This is a genomic window from Dyadobacter sp. HNCC25DJ184 (assembly GCF_056895215.1).
The window spans coordinates 294783-318674 of record NZ_JBXHAQ010000002.1; the positions used below are offsets into that span (position 1 = coordinate 294783).

Consider the following 23892-nt stretch of genomic DNA (forward strand, 5'->3'; position numbering starts at 1 on the left):
CATCACGATTACGGCATCAGAACACGCTAAAATGTAACCGTAGAATTTCCACTACCCATAATTACATGGGTGGCCAGATTGATAAACAGCCCGTGCCCCACAATACCAACGATCCCAGTCAAACTATCCGCCACCTTCTGAGGATCGGAAATTAAACCAAAATCTGCGTCGATCAGCAGATTTCCCTCATCGGTAATAAACGGAATCCCATCCTTTTCTCTGACCGTGCCCAATGCACCCAACGATTCAAGCCGCCGCATCACATACTGAACTCCAAAAGGTACTACCTCAACCGGCACTCTGAATTTTCCAACCAGATCAACCTTCTTCTTGGAATCGGTAATGATGATTTCCTTCCTGGTCATTGAAGCTACGATTTTCTCGCGCAACAGTGCTCCCCCACCTCCTTTGATCAGTATCAGATCAGAGGTAAACTCGTCCGCCCCATCGATCGTTACGTCGATAGAGGTTACGGTATTAATATCGATGATGGGTATATTCAGCGATTCGGCCAAATCTTTGGTTTTGTTGGAAGTCGGTATTCCCTTAATCTGCAGACCATTTTTTACCATCTCCCCTATTTCCCGAACGGCATATGAAGCTGTGGAGCCCGTGCCCAAACCAACTATTTGCCCATCCAGAATATATTTTACTGCCTCTTTTGCAGCAAGGAGTCTTTCGTTTTCAATGTCTTTTTCCATGGCTGTTTAGCGGTTAGCTTTTAGTTTTAGATCTGGGATCGTTAATGATATGTTGTCAACACTATCTTTTACACTCTGTATCTTGAGCCAATATAAAATTATCCGGCTAATATATATTCTGTCAATGTCTCACGCAAAGCAAAATAAGGTAAAGTAAATGTCGCAAAGGTGGCAATCGTTCATATTTCGCGTGCTTTCTCATTTTTAATTTATTTGCTTTGCCTGAAAACCACCAGCCAAGTAATTTCCGGAAATGTCAGAAAATTTAAGTGCTAAGAAGTATTAAAAATCAACCCTATATAAAAAGAGAAACTCCCACGCAAACCGTCGGAGCTTCTTCCTTATTACCACTACACTTATCTTAAAAGGCCTAAAAACCTTGATTTCTTGAATTAATGTACAGACGAAGGATCGATTTTAGTTTTACCACTTCTCGTCCAGAGCACGAAAGGTACGCATATCAAAAACATTAACCCAAGATAAAGGAAAACATCCATATATGACATCACCATGGCCTGCTTTGAAACTGTAAAATCCAGCAACTTATATCCGCTGTTTAACGCCATGTCCGGAGTCATCCCTTTGCCCATAAACGTTCGCTGTAATCCTTCCACGCGCTGCTGAACTGCAGGATTATTGATATCAAGACTACTCACCAAATCGTTGCGATGCATCATATTTCTCCGGGCTATAAAGGTAGTAATTACCGCTACACCAAACGACCCACCCAATTGACGCATCATCCCGGTAAAGGCCGCTCCTTCTCCGATATCTCTTCCTTTCAATGTGGACAATGCCAACGTTGTGATGGGAACAAAAAGCAACCCAAGACCTATACCCCTCACAATCAACATGTTAAAAAACGCATCAGAACCAGTGTCCGGAGTCAGGATTTTATAACCCCAGAAACTATATATGAAAAAGAATATCATCCCGGCTGCTACCAAATACTGCTGTTTAACACCACGCTGTATGAGCTGCCCTACGACGGGCATCATCATGGCCGTGACAATTGCTGCGGGCACCATCAGCATCCCCGATTGGGTGGCTGTCCACCCAAGAGTTGCCTGGGTATATAATGGAATAATGAACGTAGACCCATATAAACCAAAACCGAGGATGAAGGATAGTACCGTGCCCACGCGGAGGTTTCCATTTCGCAATACTCTTAAATTCACGATCGGGTTGGCGTATGTCCATTCTCTCCAAATAAAGAAGAAAAAACCGAGCACAGCTGATATGGTTAGTACTATTATCGCTTCATCATTAAACCAATCATCCTCCTGACCTCTTTCGAGCACATATTGAAGCGATCCTACCGAGATTGCCAGCAAAATTATACCCCACCAGTCAATCTCACTTGCAGATTTTTTATTTGAAAATTTAGGACTTCTTACAAATTCTATCGTCAGCAAAGTAGCAATAATACCGAGCGGAATATTGATATAAAAAATATATGGCCATGCATAATTATCAACGATATATCCTCCAAGCGGCGGACCCAAAGTAGGCCCAACAATTACCCCAAGGCCATATATGGCTTGAGCAATACCTCTTTTTTCAGGTGGGTAACTTTCGGTAATAAGCGTTTGAGCCGTTACCAGCAATGCTCCCCCGCCTAAACCTTGAATTAACCGGAAGAAAACCAGTTCCCAGATATTATCGGCCTGTCCGCAGGCGAATGAAGCGACTGTAAAAATGATAATCGAAGCGGCGAAATAGTTTCGACGGCCAAACTGCTGGGACAACCAGCTCGTCATGGGCACGACGATTACGTTACCGATTGCATATGCGGTGATGACCCAGCTCACTTCGGAAAGTGTACCGCCAAGGTTCCCACGCATATCGTTCAGCGCAACGTTTACAATTGTGGTATCGACAATTTCAAGAAGAGCGCAAAGCACCGCGGTGATGGTGATAATAACCCGTCGGAAACCGTATTCTACCAAAGATTCCTGTAATTCCATTTTTTAAAAAGTCAAATGGTTCAAGGAACAGACGTCCGGACAATGCTGCCGTAGTCTGTTCTTTATAAACGTTATCTTACTAGTCAAGCTCCACATCCACAAACACATTCATGCCCGGGCGAAGTTGCGATATGAATTCATCTTTCCCTTCTTTGAATTCAATACGAACCGGAAGACGTTGCACCACTTTCACAAAGTTACCACTAGCGTTATCAGGAGGTAAAAGAGCGAAACGAGCTCCAGTTGCAGGTGAAAATGAAGCTACAGTTGCGTCAAAAACATGATCGGGATATGCATCAACATGTACTTTAACTTTCTGACCTTCTTTAATTCTCGTTAACTGAGTTTCTTTAAAATTCGCAACTACCCATGGCTCAGAAGCCGAAATGATACTGAATAAAGTCTGTCCAGCCTGTAGATATTGACCTAATTGTGCATTGATTTTAGAGACCCGTCCATCTGTTGGAGCAGTGATCACAGTATATGACAAAAGTAACTCCGCGTTATCAATATCAGCCTGACGTGACTTGATATTCGCACCTGCCACTTGTTTCTGAGTTGAAGTCGCACTGGTTTGTGAACCAGCCGCTTTTGCTTGTCTTTCAGCCGCATTTTTCTGAGCTTCCAATACCGCCAAGCCTCTTTCTGCTTTTTGCTTCGTAGCCTGAGCCTGTTCAAATTCCTGCTGAGTGATCGAGTGGTCTTTTATCAAATTCTCATATCTCGCAAAGTCCTGATTGGCTCTCCATACGTTCACTTTTGCCTCTTCAATCTGAGCCTGAACAACTGAAACGTTGGCTTTGTAAGTACCACCGGCCGCCTCGGAAGCGAAAGTAGTGGCATTCGCTACTGTTAAATTACTTTCTGACCCTAAAAGCCCTGCTTTCGCCTGCTCTAGTTTGATCATCTGGTCGCGATTGTCTAATACAATCAGGGTATCGCCTTTGTGAACCACCTGGTTATCTTTTACTTTAATTTCAGTCACGTACCCTGATATACGAGGTATAACCGGGCTGATATTTGCATCCACCTGTGCATCGTCTGTTTCTTCATGATGCTGACCGTGATTGTACTTGCTGAATCCCCAGCTTCCTCCTCCGATGATCAGTACCGCGAGAATGATTATAAAGCGTTTGTTAGTCTTTTTTGGAGCCTGAGCCTCTTCACTAAGTGTGGAATTTTGTTTCGTTTCCATTATCTTAAAGATTGAATTTTCTGTAATGTTTTGATATAAAATTTGTTGTGAACGCTGGCCGATAGTCTAATTAATAACCCCCGACACTTGCTCTAGTTTTTTGAAAGCAACAACTGCATCTGCTTTTGCATTTTCGTAATCAATTTTCGATTTGATCTGCGCCACATCAGCATCCAAAAGATCAGTCGTCGTCATCAGACTATTGTCATATTTATTTTTCGAAATGCGGTAATTTTCGTCCGCTTGTTCCACCGCTTTCGATAGCACCTCGATTCTTCTTCGGCTCAATAGGTAATTGTAATATGCAGTATTGATTTCCATGTGCACCTTGTCAAAAAGCATTTCCTGATTCGTCTGCACCTGATATTCTCTCGTTTTGGCCTCGGCAATTTTCGCACCGGATTTCCATAAGGAAGCAATATCAAATTTAACGCCGACTCCAATATTCATTGCGTTCGGAACTGTCACGACACCCGGAATGGTCAAGGCCACATATCCGCCTGTCAAAGCTACACTTGGATATAGATCCGCTTTTGCCACTTTTATATTAGTACTCGCGGCTTTCTGACGTATGACATTTGCTGAGATATCTCTTCTATTCGTCATTGCTCTTTCTTCCCATTCACTCAAAGCCCCTGCGTCTTTTAAATCTCCAAAGCTTTTTTCATCTACAATAAGCTCAGTTGCTTCTGGCAATCCGATCAACAAATTTATATTCACCGTAGTCAATTTCAGATCATTCTCCGCATCCAGAAGTGCCAGTTCTATATTTGACTCCTGCAACTTGGCTTTCATTAAATCGTTGCGCGCAAGCATCCCGTTTTTTTCACGATTAGTGAACTCTTCAACACGTTCGTGCTCGCTTTTAAGGTTTTCGGCGACCAGTTCCACAGCTTTTTTAGCCTTGTACAGATTTCCGTATGCAGCTACTGTGTTTTGGATAACCGCCATCTTATCATTTTCTACATCGAGTCTGGCAGCCTGTTCCAAATATTTGGCAGACTCCAATCCATATTTAAAACGAAAACCGGAAAAAATCGGAACGGAAGCACTTAGCATTCCATAAGCCGCCTGGTTAACTTTAGGAAAACCACCTGTGCTGCTATCCCCTTCTGACGAGGAAGATTTCAGATTGATATTGGGCGTGTTTAATCGCAGATATGACCCTGAAACACTCAGTGACGGAAGCTGATTATCCTTGATCTGACGGATTTCCAAACCGGCCAGATCGACATTCGATTGTCCCAGTTTCAGCTGTTTGCTATTTTGAATACTCATCGCAATAGCTTCTTCTAAAGATAGTGCGCGTGATGTCTGAGCAAACAAGTGAGTCGAACCGGACAAAAGAGCTGCACATAATGCAAGTGCTTTTATTCTTTTAGTTCTGAATATTGTTTTCATTTGATACAATTAATTTAAATATATTTTTCAGATGCGCACTTAGTGCGTGTTTGATATGAATTTGGAATTCCTCGGCAGTCAGATGCTCCAGTTTATTGACCTTCCGATAAAAAGATTCGTTAGCAACTGCCTGATTGATAGTCCCATATAGTGTCGTGATCAGGAGACTATGGTCCAGGTTTTTTCTGAAAATCCCCGTCTCCTGACCTTCCTTGATCAGTTGCGAGATGAGCTCGACATTTCTCAATTTCAAAGCCATAATATGATCCGAAATCGTAGGCGTCGAATCGGTGGAAAGTTGCTCGCGTAACATGATATTGTAGAAGCAACGATTCTTGGTCAGTTTGTCAAGCACCATGTCGATCCAGATAAAGATCTTTTGAAGAGGAGCCAGTTCCTGATTGAAAAGTATTGTCTCCAGATTAGACCTGGATTCGTTCATTCTCACTTCAAAAAGTGCCTCGATCAACTTCTCTTTTGAACCAAAATAGTAAGAGATCATTGACACATTAATATCCGCATTATGCGCTATGTCCCTGATCGACGTACCAGCAAAGCCCTTGTCGGCAAAGAGTTTTTCCGCGACTTCGATGATCTGTAGTTGTTTGATATTATAGTCCATTTCCTTTTGTCTTTCACCCTATACTGACCCGCATCGATCAGCACCTTAGAAATAACGCATCAAAAGTAGACACAAAAAAATACAAAATCAAACGTTTGTTTGATTTTCATAAACATACGTTTGATTAAATCAAACAAACATTAGTTTAATACCATTAAAATGTTTTAATATCGAGATTAAAATCATTTAATATGTCTATGTTATTTTTTAATATAACTTTTCCAACAATATAGTACAGGATTATTGCTGAAAAAGTATCAGAAATCAAGAAGGCGACCGAAACATCCTCAAAATGTCCGAAGCTACTATAAGAAAAGTATAATTGACTAGTAGTAACCTATCGAAGAATTGGTTACATATCAGGACAGGAGAAGCTATTTCAGCCTGTCGGGATTTTCGGCAACGAACGCTCCCCACCCACCTTTTTTATGCTTCTTGCCGGAAGTAGATGAGGTACTGGCCGCAGGTGAGTTCAGGTGGTAATGATGACAGATCGCGATAGCAATACCGTCGGTGGCGTCGAGAAACTCGCGGCTCAACTCCATTTTCAGAATTTTCTCCAGCATATAAGCAACCTGTTCTTTGGACGCACTTCCGCTTCCGGTAACCGATTGTTTCACTTTCTTGGGAGAGTACTCTACTATAGGTATATCGCGTGCCAAAGCCGCAGCCATCGCCACTCCCTGAGCACGCCCGAGCTTCAACATCGATTGTGGATTTTTGCCATAAAAAGGATCTTCAATGGCCATTTCGTCCGGAAGATATTCGGTAATGAGCTGTGTGATACGCTCAAAGATTTTCTTCAGTTTTAATTCGTGCGTGCTATATTTGCTCAGATGAATCACACCATACTGAACCAAAGTAATGTTCTGGCCTTTGACCGAAATTACCCCGTAACCCGTCACCTGGGTACCGGGATCAACTCCAATGATAATCTTTTCGGTTGTATTTGCCTCCTGCATTTTAATCATGCTGCAAGATAAAGAACTCGTACCGGCAAAAGAAAAAAGCATCTGGCGAAAACTGCTCCCGGTGGCGAAGGCTGTGGTAACCGTGCTGATTATAACCTATATATACCGCACATTTAATAATGAGCAAAAAGGTATTTCCGATGTCGGTGCCGTGCTTTCAGGTATATTGGTAAAGGAAAAGTCTCCTATTCTGATCTTTCTGCTATTGCTTGTTCCTGTCAACTGGGCATTGGAAAGTCTGAAATGGCAAAAGCTGGCCTCAAAGGCAACTGATATCACTTTTGGAGAAGCGTTCCGCAGCACCCTGACCGGGTTGGCTGTAGGCGTCGCCGTTCCCGCTCAATTGGGAGATACCATCGGAAGAGTTGGCGCCCTTCGTTCAAAAAACAGACTGGCGACGATTGGAGCAGCTATTATTTCAAACGGAATACAGTTTTATGTTTCTGTTTTAGGAGGAGCAATGGGCTGGTATTATCTGGGCCAGTCTCTGGAATTACCGGATGCTTCTCAGCATCTGCTCATTTCTCTCTTTTTAATTATTCTGCTGGGAGGAGTTTCGCTATTTCAGTTCAGACACCGGATTCTAAGAATTCACCCAACGAAAGCATGGCAGAAGAAGGCTTATGATATGGTTAAAATTATCGGAGTCTATTCCGGTCGGGATATGCTTTATGCGACAACATTGGGTTTTGTAAGATATGTGGTATTTCTGTCACAATTCGTCATCACGCTTTCCCTATTCAATTTTCACCTTGAAATCCTGACACTAAGCGCTTGCGTTTCGCTTATATTTCTGGCCAAAACACTCATACCGGCTGTTAATGTTTTGGGAGACTTGGGACTTCGGGAATTTACCGCTCTTTTCGTCTTTCATCAGTTCAATCTTCCCTCTGAACAAGTCATTGCGGGCACATTTTTGATCTGGATATTGAATATTGTCGGACCCATTCTGGTCGGTATCTTTCTGATCTGGAAATATAAATGGAAGAACAGATGACATATGATATACTCCCTGCATTCGGCCAAATCCTCGCATTCTTATGCTGGATCTTCATTATAGCATATGGCGCATTCACGTTGATTATCACCTATTTGTGGTCAAAAATAAAAGTCGCTCCCACCTCATTTTCAGCACTGAATGACAAAATAACGGTGATTGTACCAGTCAGAAATGAAGAAGAGAATATAAAAAATTTGCTTCAGGATCTGAGTCAACAAACCTATCCGGGTGAACTTTTTGAAGTACTGATCATGGACGATCATTCTACAGACAACACCGCTGCTATTGTCAATCGTTTTATTGACAATTCCGAAATCCATATCCGGCTCATATCCCTCCCCGATGATGGCTCAAAGTCTCCCAAAAAGCGCGCGATCGAAAAAGGGATTTCAGAATCGACTGGAAATCTGATCGTCACGACAGATGGCGATTGTCGCGTCGGCGCAAATTGGCTTTCAGCCTTCGCATCGCATTACTCGACGACACGATCCAAATTGATTAGCGGGCCTGTGACTTTTACAAAAGAATACCAGATTTCGGATCATCTGCAGACAGTCGAATTTGCTAGTTTGATCGGTAGCGGCGCAGCTTCGATGGAGGCTGGATATCCGAGCATGTGCAATGGTGCGAATTTGATGTATGAAAAATCTGCTTTTCTCGAAGTACATGGTTTTGAAGGTGTTGACCATCTGGCATCTGGTGACGATGAGTTTCTGATGCACAAAATTGCGACGAAATTCCCCGGACAAATCAGTTTCCTGAAGAACAGAGATGCCATTGTGTCCACTCAAGCACATGATAACTGGATATCGTTTTTTAACCAAAGGAAAAGGTGGGCCAGCAAGTGGAAACATTATCAAAGTAAAACACCGCTCATTCTAGCGGTGTTTATTTTCGGATCCAATCTGTCTCTGCTTTTGACCATACCGCTGTTCTTCTTCAACAGCATTTCAATATGTTCGCTGGCAGTAATGATATTAATTAAATGTATACCGGAATGGCTCTTTCTCGGTATGATTCTTGCATTTCTTGGCAAGAAAAAATCGTGGGTCTTCATTCCTGTAACGCAAATTATATATCCTTTATATGTCTGTCTCTTCGGGCTGGTTGCGCAAAAACCGACCTATAGATGGAAAGGCCGGGAACTGCAATAAAGCAAAAAGGGGCGCGAAATCAGCGCCCCTTGATTTTTCATACGTCGAGTAACCTATTTCTTTATTAGCTTGATTGTTCTTGCCCCTTCGGTATCTTCAACTCTAAGAAGATAAATTCCCTGCGGCAAGGCAGACACGTTCACTTTTGCCTGCAAAGAATCCTTTGAAGGAGTATTGTTATATACTTTAACTCCGTTTTGAGTGAAGATCTCCACCAGTTTCAATTCCGAATTTGCATCAATTTTAAGTTCTGAAGTTGCCGGATTCGGATATACAGTCACACTATTTTCGGATACACAACTGCCTGCGGATACCGTACGGATCGTGCTGTAATCCACCGTTTCATCCAAATCCACTTCTTTTAGACGATAATACTGGGTTCTTCCGACTCTCGCTTCTGAAGCAAAGGGGTTATCGTAAAAACTGTAAACCGACTGTGATTCAGAATATTTTACATCGCCCACACTGGTAAAAGTTTTCGCATCCGAAGATCTTTCCACCACGAAATGAGAGAATGACTTGGCATCGGCCACTGTCCAGGTCAGCTTAACCGAGCAGTCTACTTTCTCCGCCGAGAACGACGCCAGGGTAACTGGCAAAGACGTTTCAATCGGCGGATCAGTAAGACAACCTGAAATAGATGGAGGGTACGTAATATTAAATGTTTCTGAAGGGTTTACTGAAATTCTTACTTTGGCACCAGCCGACCTGATCGAACTATTAGCGTCTTTCACTGCAGTCCATTTTCCGTCTTGCTGCACCCATCCCGGCCAGGCTATACCTTTGCCATTTTCGTCTACAGCCGCACCAGGATATAACAATTGACCGCTCAACGGAAGACCGTCTTCGGTTTTAATAACAACATCATCAGGACTTAACCATTCCACTTTCGCAGTCGTTGTGCTGGCGTCAAAATTTGGTGTTAAGGTATACGTCAGATAGGGCGCATCCTTTTCACATTTCGATGAGCTCACCACGGTTATTTTACGTTGAGGATCTGTAAAACATGAGCCTGTCGAAGCAGGATAGCTGATATCATAGGTTGAAGTAGCATCCACAGTAATTCTTACCTTCGAACCAGCATCTCTGATAGAGGACGTCAAGTCATTGACTGTAAGATATTTACCATCCACCTGCTGCCATCCTGGCCAGGCAACACCTTCTCCGTTCCCGTCAACGTCCGCGCCTGGATATAGAATCTGTCCTGTTAAAGGCATATCCGTCTGAGTCTTCACGACGGTTCCGCCGGAGTTAAGCCATTCGATTTTTGCCGTCTTACCAGTTGCATCAAAATTGGGAGTGATGTTATAAACCAGATATGCTGCGTTGTTCTCACACTTACTGCTTCCATCAATGGCGATACTTGGTGTTGGTTTAGCCGGTTCTAAAGGAATGCTCGGCTGGAAAGGCCAGAAATGCACTTCATCACTTTTGTGCTCAAAATATTTTGCAATCACCTGACCGTTAATGTTCCCGTTGTTTTCTTTGATCAGATTAGCCTGCGGAGCAAATAGAGCACCATAAATCGCGGTATTGCCTCCAATAGTTAGGTTACCCGTTGCATCTGCAAAATTGTAAATGATATAGCTACCTTTTGAATCAGATAAACCGCCAAATCCCGGGAAGTTAACTTTCTGATTGAAAGCCGGATAGTTAACGATATTGATTACCAATGCAAATTTAGAATTTGGCACCGTTCCGCCAACCTGTGAAGGTCCATCGGGAACTCCCTCTATATTAATATTTCCTAACGAATTCCAAACTGCTGCTGAAACAGTTAAAACGTTGACTATATTAGGATTAACAATAATTTTTGGATTGTTTCCGAATACCCCTGTTGTCAGATATGGACCCATTGCTGCGGAGGAAATAATATTCCCATTCTGATCCCGGATCGGCAAGTTGTCTGCCAATGCAGTTAGCTGCGTCGACTTCTGGGTCATCGTTTCAAACGCGCCATCGATATCAATTTGACCTGCCCCTGTTCCGAACACATTTTCACAAACTGGATTATTGTCATCACCAACTGCCGGACTACCCCATGTGTTAATATTACTGTTGATCAATATGCCGGGTTGCTCCCAATATTGCTTTCCCTGAGCTGTGATACGGATGGTAGAAGCAGCATTGTTATTATCACGATACCATATTTTCAGATCGGTCGGTGTCGTACAATTTCCAACCTTCAGATAATTGTTCCCATTTATGGTAAGCGTCCCGTTATTGAGGTTAACCCCGCCCCGGACTGCAAGTCCTATAGAGGTATTCCCTTTTTTATATACTCCAAGATCAGAATTGAAACTTATTTGATACTGATTTGTAGTAACATTGCCGCCAATTGCTACGGGGCCCTCAGTTTCATTAGAATTCAAAACGGCGTCACCTTTGATAAAGATGTTGAAATTTCCGGCTGCTGCTGTGGGACTTTGGGCAAATAATGCTTTGCTACCGATAAGACTCAGCGCAAAAAGCGATAAAAGTGTACTTGATAATTTTTTCATAACTAGTTGAGAGAGTTTGTTCACTCAACTAAACTAGATACGTCACATACCGTCGCAAAATAAAGAATGTCACCGATAACATTTTTGGGGTGTATTTTAGAATTTCTGGGGTTAAGAAATATCTCAGTTTGCACTTTTCAAATATCTCCACAAACCTCATAGCCTAAATACGGCCTCTATGCTACAAGCCCTCCTACATACTTATTAAAAATATTCACAAATAAAAGTAGTAAAGAACGCTGATTTAGTACATACCCGTAAGAAAATTGATTATATTGATTCGATTACAAGACAATTAAATCTTTTCGATCAAAAATTGAAAATATAACAAAATCAATACCGCATTACTTCAGAGAAGATCCGTTTTTAAGGGTTTTAATCTCCTGTTGCATCTCCTGAAGCATTTTCATCAATTGCTGCATATCGGTTTGCGGCTCAGGAAGCTGCTTGCTATGAAAGCTATAGTATTCCCATATCTCGATTACATCCGACACCGGGACCGTATAGGCAAAGTATTGCTTGTTAAAAGACTGGAGGATAACGTTGCCATCTTTCCCAATCGTGACCTGCTTGAAAACGAAATCCTGATCGCCCCTCAAAATGACGATACAAGGTGTTTCTGCTTTAATTTTTGTCCAGTCTTGAATATAGCGGGCAACAATATCACTACCCTCAGGAACAGGCAGCATACTATCACCTACGGTTGGAAACATTCGGAAGGTTCCGTTCCTTGGTAAGTTAGGAATATTGAACTTGGGAAGTGTAGCCAGAAATTCCGGATCACTGTAACCCGACCTATATCCTGCCTTAGCTTTTACAGGCACATACTCCACGTTCTCGTTTTCATCACTGTCAACTGTAATAGCTAAAACGCGGATCTGCGCACCTTTCATAAATATCTCGCTGCCTTCCTCAAGATCTTTGAGTTTCTGCTCAGAAAGTTTGGGCAGTTCCATTTTTAAAAGACTATCAATACTCATTCTGAAAAACTCAGAAAATTTGATCAGATCCTCGATAGTCGGGTTGGAAGTACGTCCACTTTCGTGCGCATTTAGCTTAACCCTGGAAATACCCAGCTTTTCCGCCAGCGCCTCCTGACTCAGTTTCTCGCGTTGGCGAAGGAATTTGATGTTGCCTGCCCAAAATATATCGTGACTTTTCATAATATTGAGAATTATAACAGATACCAATAGTATCAAAATTATAAATTTTTTTGATACTTAAAATATTTCACATGTTTTTTATTTTTCAAAAAGTATTCATAACCAGCAACATCCCTTATATATTGTTATATTGACATATATTTTCAGATCGAAAGGGGCAAATTTTTCGGCTGACAACGATCTTTTCCGACGTATTTTTGTTGTAGCTACACGTATTTTTTGTCAAGCCATGTGCACTGAAAAGCAGCTTAACGTATAAAGAACTTAATAACCCACATAAAATCATGAAAGAACAGGTAGTATTGGTAGATGAAAATGACGAACCTGTTGGCCTAATGCCAAAACTCGAAGCGCACGAAAAGGGAGCTCTTCACAGAGCAATTTCTGTTTTCATTTTTAATAGATCCGGAGAATTATTGTTGCAACAGCGCCAACATGACAAGTATCACTCTGGAGGCCTCTGGACAAATACTTGCTGTAGCCACCCATATTCAGGAGAAAAAACCAGCGAAGCCGCCCAGCGACGACTTTGGCAGGAAATGGGAATCCACTCGGAACTTAATTTCCTTTTCAGTTTCCAATATTGTGTCGAATTCGACAATGGACTGAAAGAGAATGAGTTAGATCATATATTCTGGGGAATATCTAATGAAATTCCTGCGGTTGACAAAAGGGAGGTTGCTGCCTATAAATATATTTCAAAAGCGGATTTATTGGCCGACATGAAAGAAAACCCGGATTCATATACCGAGTGGTTCAAGATATGCATCGACAAGGTTTTTAAGAATATAGGCGCTGGTATCGCTAAATAGATTTAAAAAATTTTCCCGTGCGTCAGCGCGACGAGGTGTTTCGTTAAACCTGGTGTGAATGCTAAAAAGCGTAATGCCAGGTCTGTTGTTGTTTTTTTGCCGAACAAATGCTGCAAATAGTAGCCCGTAGTGATTCTTCGATTGAAAGCATTGTCCCACTCTTTGCGGTAAGTCACGGTTGCTTGCTGAAGCGATTTATGTCCGCCGACGTGGTGTGATATACATTTAGAAAGTATATGCGCACCGCGTAGTGCCATACTCATGCCATTTCCACAAAGCGGTGTTATGGAACCTGCCGCGTCTCCCAGCATGAAAATGCCGCCAATATCTGTTTGCTTTTTCCGAAATTCCACATTACTGACAACAACAGGATGCTCAAACAGAAAATCGGATTCGGTAAAATATCGTTTCAAATATGGATTTTTGTAAAGCACCTGGCGCTCCATCGCTTTGATATCTTTCTGGTTATCAAGCAAATTCTTTGACGCTGTAAGGTAGCAAAGACAATAGCGATCCTGATCGACTTTCGAAACACCGCAGTACCCATCCTGAAAATTATGCAATTCAATGCGATCCGAAGGAAGATCTGTTTTGATATGGTATTTGACCCCAATATAATTGAGTGAGCCAACTTTCGGAGATTGATTTTCCGATTCGTGTAAAAACGAAGGCGTATATTTCCCAAAACTCCCGCAAACTATTTTGGAATAAAAAACACCTTTCGATGTGTCGATCACCCAGCTATCACCGTCCTTGGCCGCATTCCTCACAGATAAGCCGCATTTCACCTCAACTCCTTGATAAACAGCAATTTGATATAATCTTTCATCTAAAGTGTATCGACTAATACCAAAGCCGCCTGGATCCAGATTATGGTTGAGCATGAATCCAAGTTCCGAACTAACTCCTAATTTCTGGATTCTCGGAAGCTCCATATCCGCTAACGGAACACCCAAACGTGCCAGATAATCCCAACTCTCCATCGAGATGTACTCGCCACAAACACGATGGAATGGATACTGATTCTTCTCAAAAAGCACAACCTCGACCCCTTTCCGAGCCAATTCAATAGACAGGGCCAGGCCGGCAAGCCCGCCGCCAATGATCGCACAACCATATATTTTAGTCTCGTCAGCCATATACGATCACTTCGTGGCGAAACGCCCATTTGTTAAGTATGGTATATTTTTTTGCGCCAGCCTGTGAGAGAATATCCCCCCATTCTTTCTTTTTGAATCCTCTCAAAACTGAGAGCGGCGCGTCATTTTTAACAAGATATGAGTTTGAAAACAACGCAGTCAGCCATTTAATGGAATAATATGCGAGTGGATTTCTCTCCAAATCATTGATAATCAATACGCTATTCATATTTATCGCAAACTTCACAAGCTCAATCAGATCACTTTCTGGTAAATGGTGGCAAAACAAACTCGCGTGAAGGATATCAATTTGGGGGATATGGTTACCAACATTCCGGTAATCATCACAAATAAACTGAATTCCAAGACCTTCTGTGTTTTGTACAGCGTATTTAACGCAAACAGGTTTAATATCAACGCCAATCAGGTGAATATCGCCTGCGGACTTTTTACTCCACCTACTGATACGCTTTAAGGTGTCTCCGCCTCCGCTGCCAATATCTACTAAAGTGTATGTCTGCCTTTTTATCAGAACTTTTTTTAAAGCAGCAAAAGATATCTGATATCCTCCCAGCCAGTGATTGATAAAATCGAGCTCTTTCAGGTTGATAATCAAATCATTACGAGGTATATCCTCGTTATCCAAAAGCTCTTTTTCTCTGCTTCGACGCTTAAACATAGCGTAGGCTCATGGTTTCAATACTCAAACCAGGCCCGAAAGCCGCCGTAAGAACTCTATCATTTCTATACTCAGGTTTAATACTTTTAAAAAGTTCTTTCAATACAAAAAGTATAGTAGACGACGACATATTCCCATACTCTTTCAAAACCTTGTAGGATGGGGAAAGACTGCATTTATCCAGATCGAAAGCCAAGGCGAAATCGTCAAGGATTTTCTTACCGCCAGGATGAATCGCCCAATGCCTGATATCATCGGGATTGATTCCGGCATTCAGAATCATCTTTCGAATATTGTTTTTAATCAAGGTTGGGACGTAAGACGAAAGATTCATGACAAAGCCCGTTTCTGAAAGTTGCCAGGCCATATCCGAATATCCTTCATGCAGTAACAAGGAATTGAATTGCTCAATTTTAATAGAATGCTCAAAACTGGCCTGAGTCTCACTTCCGATAACTATTGCGGCAGCTCCATCTCCAAAAAGCAAATTAGAAAGGATATAGTCGTCATTAAACCTTTTTTGAAAATGTATTGTGCACAACTCCGTACAAACAACCAGGACCTGCGCGTTTGGAGTGGAGCGACATATCATATCCGCATTTTTTACTGCCAGAATCGCGGCATTACAACCCATGAAATTCACAGAACTTCGCTGGATCGATGGGGAGAGTTTGAGGGCACGTATGATTTCTATGTCCAGACCAGGCGCGAAAAGTCCTGTACAGGTTACTGTAATAAGGTGCGTAACTTTCGACAAATCTATATCATAATCCGACAATCCTTTTATGGCATTCAACGAAAGTGCGAGTGCCTCTTTCTGGTAAATATCCATCCGTTTCGACAGTGACGGTTCAGGCAGTAAGTCTTGACTTCTATTGAAAAATTCGTACTCATCAAAAGGTTTTCCATAGTCCGAAACGACTGAATATCTTGTATTTATACCACTCTTCCCCGCGACAACTTTAATTTTCCTCTGCGATAAAATATCGTCCGTCGATCTGATGTAGAAATCGGATAATACTTCCTGCGTAAAACAATATTCTGGAACTGACGTCGAAATGGCGTTGATGTAACTCAAAGGAAATGACTGATTATGATGAGAACGAGAAAACAGCTGTTCATGCAAACCGCCGCCATTTTGTTCATTCGCATCGTGTTTTTAAAATTTGCATTCGTTGTGTTCTTTTCCACCTGCATGTACCAGTACACAAAATATACGATTATCGGCAGAAAGAACGACTGAACAATATAAAAAATCATTCCCTGACCGGTGCTTTGAAAGTACAGATAGTAAAATACGTTGCAAAAAAAGAACATCGTGGCAGTGAAAGCGAACGTACCCCGATATCCCAACAAGTAACTTAGTGTCACTACACCGTCTTTCAAGTCTGCCTCATGTTGGTATACTTGCGTAAGCGGATACGCCCCTGCAATCTGAAAAGAACAGCCTGCTAAAACCCAAAGGGTGGATGGCCGCAAAACAGGCAGCCCGTCACCAATCCCGATAAGCGCCATATAATAAGTGAAAGCACCTTGAAAAAAAACGACAGTCATAAAACCGACGATTGGATATTTTTTGAGACGTATGGCGCGAGAACTGTAAGCCCTGGAAGCCAGTATATAGACTGCGATACATACTGCAAACGCATTATTGACAGCAATTGCCGACAACAAAATAGCAGTAAAGTCCAAAGTCAGCGTTACATAAAACAACTGAATAGTCGGCAGCGGTGGTTTTTCCAAACCTCCAATACTACCTTCATCGCGGTCTATATAACTATTATATCCGTTACTGGCAGGATATACCAAAAAATGGATAATAATAAAGGACCACAACGCACTGCTGATCACTACCTTGTCAGCCTGACTGGCAGCAAACAGAAAAAGTGGAAGTAGAAAAAACGAGAATGGAATTCTCAATAACCTAACGGTATCCTTGAAATCGGGCTGCATAAACAAATTTATGCAATATGACAGGCAATTACCATACCTGAGTTCGGGAAGTTTAGGCGGTAAGTTTTAGGAAATGAGTTCTTTTTTGAATTCGTATTTATAATCGTTATGACTGGCTGTGTCACCCCTTCGGGGTTCTATGATTTCCAACGATTTTTACTTTCTATAATCTTGTCAGCCTTTCAGGCTTTTTTATGCTTGGCACTGATTGACTGATTCATAGAGTTGTCATAAGCTGTAAAGTCCCGAAGGCATGGAATGATGATAGAAATAAGAACTATAATCTTGTCAGCCTTTCAGGCTTTTTATGCTTAGCACTGATTGACTGATTCATAGAGTTTTCATAAGGCGTAAAGTCCCAAAGGCATGGAATGATGATAGAAATAAGAACTATAATCTTGTCAGCCTCTAAGGCTTTTTTATGCTTGGCACTGATTGACTGATTCATGGAGCTGTCATAAGCTGTAAAATCCCGAAGGGATGGAATGATGATAGAAATAAGAACTATAATCTTGTCAGCCTCTAAGGCTTTTTATGCTTAGCACTGATTGACTGATTCATAGAGTTTTCATAAGGCGTAAAGTCCCAAAGGCATGGAATGATGATAGAAATAAGAACTATAATCTTGTCAGCCTCTAAGGCTTTTTTATGCTTAGCACTGATTGACTGATTCATAGAGTTGTCATAAGGCGTAAAGTCCCAAAGGGATGGAATGATTATGGAAATAAGATCTATAATCTTGTCAGCCTTTCAGGCTTTTTTATGCTTAGCACCGATTGACTGATTAATGGTGTTGTCATAAGCTGTAAAATCCCGAAGGGATGGAATGATTATGGAAATAAGAACTATACTCTTGTCAGCCATTCAGGCTTATTTATGCTTACTGATTGACTGACTCATGGAGTTGACATAAGCTGTAAAATCCCGAAGGGATGGAATAATTATGGAAATAAGATCTATAATCTTGTCAGCCATTCACGCTTTTTTATGCTTACTGATTGACTGACTCATGGACTTGTCATAAGCTGTAAAATCCCGAAGGGATGGAATGATTATAGAAATAAGAACAACCCCAGCAAATCAATCCCGAAGGGATGACATAGTTTGTTGTGGTCAAATGTCTTCACCATTTCACTTATACAACCCTTTCAAATCCTTTTCAAAAACAGTATACGGATCGTCATAAAAGATTTTGAAGTCTGGCACGCTAAGTTGTCCAGGGAAGGGTGCGTAATAATGAGTTGGACTTTTGGAGTCATTACGCCATACCATCACATATGCGAGGTGTATATCTGAGGCTTTCAGTGTTTTTAACAACGTTCCAGTCCACCATGTCGCATTCGGAATGGTCTCCAGCCCAGTTTCAGTAAATGCGGCTAATTTGCCATTTTTCTGCGCAAAGCCCGATACAATTTTTAGCTTTTCCAGGCCAGCTTCCAGGTTGTATTTCCCGTCACGGCCAAAATCGGCATAGTCATCCATCCCAACCATATCGACGAAATCGTTACCGGGATATCTTTCCGCAAACTCGACTTCCGAGTTGAATTTACAGTCTGGTGAAAACGCGTATATGAAGTTGTGAACTTCCAGACTGTCACGTAAATAGGATACCGTAAATCGCCAAACGTCGATAAAATCCTCGCGTGAAGTATGCCTTCTACCCCACCAAAACCAGTCGCCGTCGAACTCGTGGAACGGCCTGAAGATCATCGGCGCCGACGTGCCATCCCTGCCTTTTACAGTTTTCGCAAATTCGCCGATGGTGTTTAATATTTCCTTATACTTTTCATGATGACTGCCACCCGGCTTGATCAGTTTCATTGCTGCCACGGAAACAGAATCTTTCCAATAAAAATCTCCGGCAGAAGCCGGGTTACTCAAATGCCATGAAACAGTGGTCAGTCCTCCCCTGTCATATGTGGCCTCGATATTTTTCCGAAGCCGGATCTTCTCTTTGGCAATACTCTCGTCTGATTTCCCTGAAAGCCCCATGAAGTCCACACCCACCACAGCGGGATGTGAACCAACCACCGATTTCACATCCGAGCGATCCTCTTCTCCGCTCCAGCCGTGTCCATATAAAGTGGCACCGTGGTGTCCGAAAAGAATTCTATCCTTTACATACTTTTTCAAATTCCGATACAAAGCTTTGGTTTCTTTTGAAGCTTTTTTATCGATCTGCGCATATCCGGTAGTTGAAAAAACGAGCAAGCTGGAATACAAGGCAATTAATCTAAAAATGTTCATATCAATTTTTGGGCTTGGGAATTAGTTGGGATCTTCAAGACAAAATTTGCCTAGAAAGAAACAGATCCATTTCTTGATTAACATAAGCGCTTGAGCCACAAGCTTCCTAATTCGTAGTATGTCAAATATCCAAAAGAGGCCGATAGCTAAAAACTAATCGCTCTACAAATTACCGGGAAATATAATACCCTACTGATAATAGTACATATCCTCGAAAAATTAGAACTCATTCAAAGCAGATTCAGAATAATATTCTTATAGTATTAAATATTATCGAATTTTATTCTATCTATAGAACTTAAAATGAACTTCATTCTGTTAGTTAAACATATTGTACGAATAGAATGGAAACAGAACTAGTTTTAGATAAAATCGACTTCACAATTCTCCGCCTGATGCAGGAAAACGGAAGGATTAGTAACGCAGATATTGCCAGAGAATTGGATATGGCACCTTCAGCAGTTCTTGAGCGCGTCAGAAAGCTTGAGCAGAAGAATGTGATTATGAAATATACTGCCAAGATCAACCCCGATGCGGTTCACAGAAAACTGCTTGCTTTTATTTCCATGAAGTCGGCTGATGGAATGGGTTATGACGCATCGGCAAAAGAACTGGCCAAAATTCCCGAAGTGCAGGAAGTTCACCATATCGCTGGCGACTATTGTTACCTGATCAAAGTGCGGACCGAGGATTCTGCATCCCTGATGAAGCTCATGCGTGAGTCTTTTAGCAAAATCCCGAATATATTATCCACCAGAACGACAATCGTGCTGGAAACTGTGAAAGAAGAGCAACAACTCGTACTATCTGAAAAATAATTTTACCATGAATTCTGAAAGCAATACTCCGTCTACTGCATTGGTCGTGCTGGCGTTTGCCACCGTTTATATCGTCTGGGGCTCCACTTATTTCTTTATTCAAAGAGCGCTGGAAGGATTTCCCCCATTTATTTTAGGATCATTTCGTTTCATCGTCGCAGGTTTACTGATGATGAGCTGGGCTTTATTGAATGGAGAAGATGTTTTTAATAAAAAACAGATCCTGCCGGCGGCAGTGAGCGGATTTTTGCTGCTTTTTATCGGAAACGGCGTCGTGATATGGGTTGAACAATTCCTTCCAAGTGCAATGGTGGCGATTATGATATCGTCCTCTCCCATTTGGTTTGTGCTTTTGGATATACCAAAATGGAAAGAAAATTTGAGCAACCGATCGACGATCGTCGGACTGATTATCGGTTTTGGCGGTGTTTTATTGTTATTCTCTGAACGAATATCGACGGCCCTCACCTCTATGAACAGCGGCCGGGATCTTTTTGGAATGGCTTTATTGATTTTCGGTTCGGCCTCATGGGCAGGGGGCTCGATATACTCCAAATACAAGTCAGCCGGAAATTCGGCTACTGTCAATTCTACCTGGCAGATGCTAACTGCCGGTTTAGCCTTTTTCCCATTTGTATTTCTAACTGGCGAGTCGGCTACCTTTCATCCCGAAACGATCGCGCTTGAATCCTGGTTATCCGTGTTATATCTGATCATATTTGGATCCATAGCTGGATTCAGTGCATATGTTTGGTTGCTGAAAGTTCAACCTGCGACTAAAGTAAGTACTTATGCATATGTGAACCCTGTGGTGGCAGTGATGCTTGGAATTTTCTTCGCCAATGAAAGTATATCCCTCATTCAGATTCTCGGACTTGTAATCATATTGGGTAGCGTATTGCTTATCAACCTCCATAAATACAGAAAGTCAACTCCCGCTTCGGCAACTGCTTGATATCTTAATTAAAAAAAAACCTTTCAAGTCTGACAGATTTGAAAGGTTTTCTGTTTTCGCTCTACCGCGCAATTTAATACAGGCATAAACTATAGCAAAAAAATATGCAGTACTTTGTCTTGCCAAAGACCAAACCTATGATCAAATATTTGCTAATTTTCGCAGCAACGATATCATCGTTTACCTTTGCAATTGCGCAGCAGCAAATTATTATAGCGCACCGCGGCGGAGTCGTTGACAGCACGTATACTGAAAACGGGAAGACAGCTTTGCTCAAAGCAGCCGAGCTGGGATATCAGGCAATTGAAATTGATGTGCGATTAACGAAAGATGGTGTTCTGATCGCCAATCATGATGCAGATTTAAAGCGGTACTATGGCAAACCCTGGCTTGTAAAAGATACCGATTGGAGTAAGATCAGCACCCTTAAAAGTAGTAAAGACCAGAATTCGATTCTCAAAATTGAGGAGGTTTTTCGCCTCTGTAAGAAGAATAATTTGAGCGTTATGCTCGACAACAAGATTGATGGATTGCCCGTTCAGGCATTTAACCAACTGATCGCGCTGCTAGATAAATATGGTCTGAGATCAACTGCACTGATGATTGGCACCGATGAATCTACAGATTTTTTTACCGGCAAAATAAGACTGAGCTGCACGCGCAAGCAACTGGAGGTCAATATGCTTCTTACTGGTTTTAATCCCGATCATTATTTCCTTTTCGACCGACCTGCCAATCTCACCCAAGAGGATATTCAATGGGCTGACCAAAAGCATATTATGACCGTGGCGGCAGTGAACAAATTTCATTATCGAAAGTCTGCGAATATGATGGCCGACGCTAAAAATGACATCAATAAAATGATATCCACTGGCGTAAAAGACTTTCAGATTGACTCCGAATTTGGCAAATTTCTGAGCAAGCCGTAAAAAACTTTTCAGTTCGTTTAGGGATTTGCGGCAGCTGATTGACTATACATGTGATAACCCTATCCAGATCATAAAATGAGTAAATCTTATACTGACGAACAGTTGGTAGAGCATCTCAGAAAAAGCAATAAAAGTGCTTTTGAGGTAATCTATGAACGATATTGGTATAATTTATTCTGCATTGCCTATCACAAACTGGGATCAAAAGAAGAAGCAGAAGAACTGGTTCATGATCTTTTCGAAAGTATATGGACCAAGCGCGAAGATACGCAAATCAGAAACTTGGGTGTATATCTGGTTCTATCGATGAAGTATCTGATCGCCAATTATATCAAATCGCAGATTACCTGGAAAAAGTACCGCGACTATCTGATATTGAATAAGATACAGCAAAGTTATTCAACAGACGAAATCGTCGGCTTTTCAGATTTGCAAAACGCGGTGGAAAAAATAATGCTGGATTTACCAGAAAAGACAAGTGCTATTTTTCACCTTAGCAGGTTTGAAGGAATGTCGGTCAAGGATATCGCCAAGCAATTTAATTTGACTGAAAAAGCTGTTGAATACCATTTGACCAAAACACAAAAAATTCTCAATAAACGACTTTGGATGTTTCACTCCGACAATTAAAAAAATTGGCAATCCTAACAGTGGCGTATGGAAAATAATGAAATGGATATACTTTTTCGAAAATACCTGGCGGGTGATATATCCGAGCAGGAAGGGATAGCGGTTGAGCAATATTTTAATGAAAATCCTTTTGAAGATGCTCCTGTATTTACGGACGAGCGACATGAAATCGGAGAGCGTATCAAAAATAAGTTGATGGTTAGCGTTGGGCTTCGTCAGCCGAGAAGGGCATTTATTTGGCTTGGTGTGGCGGCTTGCCTTACAGCAGGATTAATATCCAGTTACCTGATTTTCAAACCAGAGGTGTCTAAAATCTCCTTTTTATCAGCTATAACCAACAGTAAATCAGGGGATTTAGAAATAACAAATACATCAAAGCAAATCAGGACAGTTACACTTGAAGATGGAAGTACGGTTACCTTACAGCCGAACTCTCAGATCAGCTATCCCGAACATTTTGATGAAAAAAATCGTCAGGTGCAGCTCCGCGGCGAGGCATTCTTCAATATCAAACGGAATCCGTCAAAACCGTTTCTGGTGATGACTGACGGGCTGACAACCCAGGTATTAGGAACCAGTTTTTCTATCAAGTCCTATGAAAACAGGGAGTCGATCGAAGTGGAAGTTGCAACGGGGAAAGTTTCTGTATTTGACAATAGCGAGAAAAAACCGGAAACTAACAACGGCGTTATTTTAACACCAAATCAGAGAATCGTTTTCAATAAGAAATCGCGAAAAATCGAATTTGGAATCGTATCCCGCCCTACAGCTATTAAACCAATTCAATCAAAAAGCCTGTTTGAATTCGAAGACAAGCCTGTTGGGGAGGTACTTATTGCGTTGGAAGCAGTATATGGTATTGATATTATCGCAGAAAGCGACGCATTTGAGAAATGCCTGTTTACCGGTGATTTGAATAATCTCTCGATGTTTGAGCAGTTGGATCTCCTTTGTCGGTCGGTAAATGGCTCTTACGAAAGAAGAGGATCCAGCCTGTTTATACATGGAGAGGGTTGTCGGTAAAAGATGGAAATATTGCACCATAGATTTGTTTG

21 protein-coding genes are annotated in these 23892 nt (G+C 41.7%); 8 read left to right on the plus strand and 13 right to left on the minus strand.

Annotated features, from left to right (window positions below):
* Positions 1-26: 26 nt before the first annotated feature.
* From rpiA to ruvC, 6 genes are all read right to left on the minus strand, one after another.
* Positions 27-701, minus strand: coding sequence for a ribose-5-phosphate isomerase RpiA (rpiA, locus tag AC1XUD_RS04175; protein WP_483359703.1), 675 nt, complete (start codon positions 699-701; stop codon positions 27-29).
* 392 nt (positions 702-1093) lie between these two features.
* On the minus strand, positions 1094-2668 hold the full coding sequence (locus AC1XUD_RS04180; RefSeq protein ID WP_483359704.1) for a DHA2 family efflux MFS transporter permease subunit: 1575 nt from the start codon (positions 2666-2668) through the stop codon (positions 1094-1096).
* A gap of 79 nt (positions 2669-2747) precedes the next feature.
* Entirely contained in the window at positions 2748-3863 is a 1116-nt protein-coding gene (locus AC1XUD_RS04185; protein WP_483359705.1) for an HlyD family secretion protein, read from the minus strand.
* A gap of 66 nt (positions 3864-3929) precedes the next feature.
* Positions 3930-5264 (minus strand): TolC family protein, encoded by a 1335-nt coding sequence (locus tag AC1XUD_RS04190; protein WP_483359706.1) that lies wholly within the window; start codon positions 5262-5264, stop codon positions 3930-3932.
* Complete coding sequence (locus AC1XUD_RS04195; protein ID WP_483359707.1) at positions 5242-5886, minus strand: TetR/AcrR family transcriptional regulator; 645 nt, start codon at positions 5884-5886, stop codon at positions 5242-5244. Before AC1XUD_RS04195 ends, AC1XUD_RS04190 begins: the two co-directional genes overlap by 23 nt.
* Positions 5887-6260: 374 nt before the next feature.
* Positions 6261-6857 (minus strand): crossover junction endodeoxyribonuclease RuvC, encoded by a 597-nt coding sequence (ruvC, locus tag AC1XUD_RS04200; RefSeq protein WP_483359708.1) that lies wholly within the window; start codon positions 6855-6857, stop codon positions 6261-6263.
* On the opposite strand from ruvC, the gene AC1XUD_RS04205 reads away from it, so the two are divergent.
* Both AC1XUD_RS04205 and AC1XUD_RS04210 read left to right on the plus strand, forming a co-directional pair.
* Positions 6856-7854 carry a lysylphosphatidylglycerol synthase domain-containing protein gene (locus AC1XUD_RS04205; protein ID WP_483359709.1) on the plus strand — a complete coding sequence of 333 codons (999 nt, stop codon included), beginning with the start codon at positions 6856-6858 and terminating at the stop codon, positions 7852-7854. The genes ruvC and AC1XUD_RS04205 overlap by 2 nt on opposite strands.
* A complete protein-coding gene (locus AC1XUD_RS04210) occupies positions 7839-9011 on the plus strand; it encodes a glycosyltransferase family 2 protein (protein WP_483359710.1) in 1173 nt (390 codons plus the stop codon). The genes AC1XUD_RS04205 and AC1XUD_RS04210 overlap by 16 nt, the downstream gene beginning before the upstream one ends.
* A gap of 53 nt (positions 9012-9064) precedes the next feature.
* Here the strand turns inward: AC1XUD_RS04210 and AC1XUD_RS04215 are convergent, their stop codons facing one another.
* Both AC1XUD_RS04215 and AC1XUD_RS04220 read right to left on the minus strand, forming a co-directional pair.
* Entirely contained in the window at positions 9065-11512 is a 2448-nt protein-coding gene (locus tag AC1XUD_RS04215; RefSeq protein ID WP_483359711.1) for a choice-of-anchor A family protein, read from the minus strand.
* Positions 11513-11856: 344 nt separating this feature from the next.
* Positions 11857-12675 carry an XRE family transcriptional regulator gene (locus AC1XUD_RS04220; RefSeq protein ID WP_483359712.1) on the minus strand — a complete coding sequence of 273 codons (819 nt, stop codon included), beginning with the start codon at positions 12673-12675 and terminating at the stop codon, positions 11857-11859.
* Positions 12676-12959: 284 nt separating this feature from the next.
* On the opposite strand from AC1XUD_RS04220, the gene idi reads away from it, so the two are divergent.
* On the plus strand, positions 12960-13487 hold the full coding sequence (gene idi / locus AC1XUD_RS04225; RefSeq protein WP_483359713.1) for an isopentenyl-diphosphate Delta-isomerase: 528 nt from the start codon (positions 12960-12962) through the stop codon (positions 13485-13487).
* A gap of 2 nt (positions 13488-13489) precedes the next feature.
* Here the strand turns inward: idi and AC1XUD_RS04230 are convergent, their stop codons facing one another.
* From AC1XUD_RS04230 to AC1XUD_RS04250, 5 genes are all read right to left on the minus strand, one after another.
* On the minus strand, positions 13490-14626 hold the full coding sequence (locus AC1XUD_RS04230) for an NAD(P)/FAD-dependent oxidoreductase (RefSeq protein WP_483359714.1): 1137 nt from the start codon (positions 14624-14626) through the stop codon (positions 13490-13492).
* Positions 14619-15305: a methyltransferase domain-containing protein gene (locus AC1XUD_RS04235; RefSeq protein WP_483359715.1), complete on the minus strand. Its 687-nt coding sequence runs from the start codon at positions 15303-15305 to the stop codon at positions 14619-14621. The genes AC1XUD_RS04230 and AC1XUD_RS04235 overlap by 8 nt, the downstream gene beginning before the upstream one ends.
* A complete protein-coding gene (locus AC1XUD_RS04240; RefSeq protein ID WP_483359716.1) occupies positions 15298-16383 on the minus strand; it encodes a type III polyketide synthase in 1086 nt (361 codons plus the stop codon). The genes AC1XUD_RS04235 and AC1XUD_RS04240 overlap by 8 nt, the downstream gene beginning before the upstream one ends.
* Positions 16380-17258 carry a UbiA family prenyltransferase gene (locus AC1XUD_RS04245; RefSeq protein WP_483359717.1) on the minus strand — a complete coding sequence of 293 codons (879 nt, stop codon included), beginning with the start codon at positions 17256-17258 and terminating at the stop codon, positions 16380-16382. The genes AC1XUD_RS04240 and AC1XUD_RS04245 overlap by 4 nt, the downstream gene beginning before the upstream one ends.
* Before the next feature lie 1131 nt (positions 17259-18389).
* Entirely contained in the window at positions 18390-19505 is a 1116-nt protein-coding gene (locus tag AC1XUD_RS04250) for a glycoside hydrolase family 26 protein (protein ID WP_483359718.1), read from the minus strand.
* Positions 19506-19849: 344 nt separating this feature from the next.
* On the opposite strand from AC1XUD_RS04250, the gene AC1XUD_RS04255 reads away from it, so the two are divergent.
* The 5 genes from AC1XUD_RS04255 (at position 19850) to AC1XUD_RS04275 (ending at position 23860) form a co-directional block, all read left to right on the plus strand.
* Entirely contained in the window at positions 19850-20323 is a 474-nt protein-coding gene (locus AC1XUD_RS04255) for an Lrp/AsnC family transcriptional regulator (protein WP_483359719.1), read from the plus strand.
* Positions 20324-20330: 7 nt separating this feature from the next.
* Positions 20331-21278 (plus strand): EamA family transporter, encoded by a 948-nt coding sequence (locus AC1XUD_RS04260; RefSeq protein WP_483359720.1) that lies wholly within the window; start codon positions 20331-20333, stop codon positions 21276-21278.
* 137 nt (positions 21279-21415) lie between these two features.
* Entirely contained in the window at positions 21416-22207 is a 792-nt protein-coding gene (locus tag AC1XUD_RS04265) for a glycerophosphodiester phosphodiesterase (protein WP_483359721.1), read from the plus strand.
* 75 nt (positions 22208-22282) lie between these two features.
* Complete coding sequence (locus tag AC1XUD_RS04270) at positions 22283-22837, plus strand: RNA polymerase sigma factor (protein ID WP_483359722.1); 555 nt, start codon at positions 22283-22285, stop codon at positions 22835-22837.
* A gap of 27 nt (positions 22838-22864) precedes the next feature.
* A complete protein-coding gene (locus AC1XUD_RS04275) occupies positions 22865-23860 on the plus strand; it encodes a FecR family protein (RefSeq protein WP_483359723.1) in 996 nt (331 codons plus the stop codon).
* Positions 23861-23892 lie beyond the last annotated feature (32 nt).

Bases quoted from the DNA above. Each gene is read 5' to 3' on its own strand.
- rpiA (WP_483359703.1), bottom strand. From the start codon at position 701: ATGGAAAAAGACATTGAAAACGAAAGACTCCTTGCTGCAAAAGAGGCA.
- AC1XUD_RS04180 (WP_483359704.1), bottom strand. From the start codon at position 2,668: ATGGAATTACAGGAATCTTTGGTAGAATACGGTTTCCGACGGGTTATT.
- AC1XUD_RS04185 (WP_483359705.1), bottom strand. From the start codon at position 3,863: ATGGAAACGAAACAAAATTCCACACTTAGTGAAGAGGCTCAGGCTCCA.
- AC1XUD_RS04190 (WP_483359706.1), bottom strand. From the start codon at position 5,264: ATGAAAACAATATTCAGAACTAAAAGAATAAAAGCACTTGCATTATGT.
- AC1XUD_RS04195 (WP_483359707.1), bottom strand. From the start codon at position 5,886: ATGGACTATAATATCAAACAACTACAGATCATCGAAGTCGCGGAAAAA.
- AC1XUD_RS04205 (WP_483359709.1), top strand. From the start codon at position 6,856: ATGCTGCAAGATAAAGAACTCGTACCGGCAAAAGAAAAAAGCATCTGG.
- ruvC (WP_483359708.1), bottom strand. From the start codon at position 6,857: ATGATTAAAATGCAGGAGGCAAATACAACCGAAAAGATTATCATTGGA.
- AC1XUD_RS04210 (WP_483359710.1), top strand. From the start codon at position 7,839: ATGGAAGAACAGATGACATATGATATACTCCCTGCATTCGGCCAAATC.
- AC1XUD_RS04215 (WP_483359711.1), bottom strand. From the start codon at position 11,512: ATGAAAAAATTATCAAGTACACTTTTATCGCTTTTTGCGCTGAGTCTT.
- AC1XUD_RS04220 (WP_483359712.1), bottom strand. From the start codon at position 12,675: ATGAAAAGTCACGATATATTTTGGGCAGGCAACATCAAATTCCTTCGC.
- idi (WP_483359713.1), top strand. From the start codon at position 12,960: ATGAAAGAACAGGTAGTATTGGTAGATGAAAATGACGAACCTGTTGGC.
- AC1XUD_RS04230 (WP_483359714.1), bottom strand. From the start codon at position 14,626: ATGGCTGACGAGACTAAAATATATGGTTGTGCGATCATTGGCGGCGGG.
- AC1XUD_RS04235 (WP_483359715.1), bottom strand. From the start codon at position 15,305: ATGTTTAAGCGTCGAAGCAGAGAAAAAGAGCTTTTGGATAACGAGGAT.
- AC1XUD_RS04245 (WP_483359717.1), bottom strand. From the start codon at position 17,258: ATGCAGCCCGATTTCAAGGATACCGTTAGGTTATTGAGAATTCCATTC.
- AC1XUD_RS04250 (WP_483359718.1), bottom strand. From the start codon at position 19,505: ATGAACATTTTTAGATTAATTGCCTTGTATTCCAGCTTGCTCGTTTTT.
- AC1XUD_RS04255 (WP_483359719.1), top strand. From the start codon at position 19,850: ATGGAAACAGAACTAGTTTTAGATAAAATCGACTTCACAATTCTCCGC.
- AC1XUD_RS04260 (WP_483359720.1), top strand. From the start codon at position 20,331: ATGAATTCTGAAAGCAATACTCCGTCTACTGCATTGGTCGTGCTGGCG.
- AC1XUD_RS04265 (WP_483359721.1), top strand. From the start codon at position 21,416: ATGATCAAATATTTGCTAATTTTCGCAGCAACGATATCATCGTTTACC.
- AC1XUD_RS04270 (WP_483359722.1), top strand. From the start codon at position 22,283: ATGAGTAAATCTTATACTGACGAACAGTTGGTAGAGCATCTCAGAAAA.
- AC1XUD_RS04275 (WP_483359723.1), top strand. From the start codon at position 22,865: ATGGAAAATAATGAAATGGATATACTTTTTCGAAAATACCTGGCGGGT.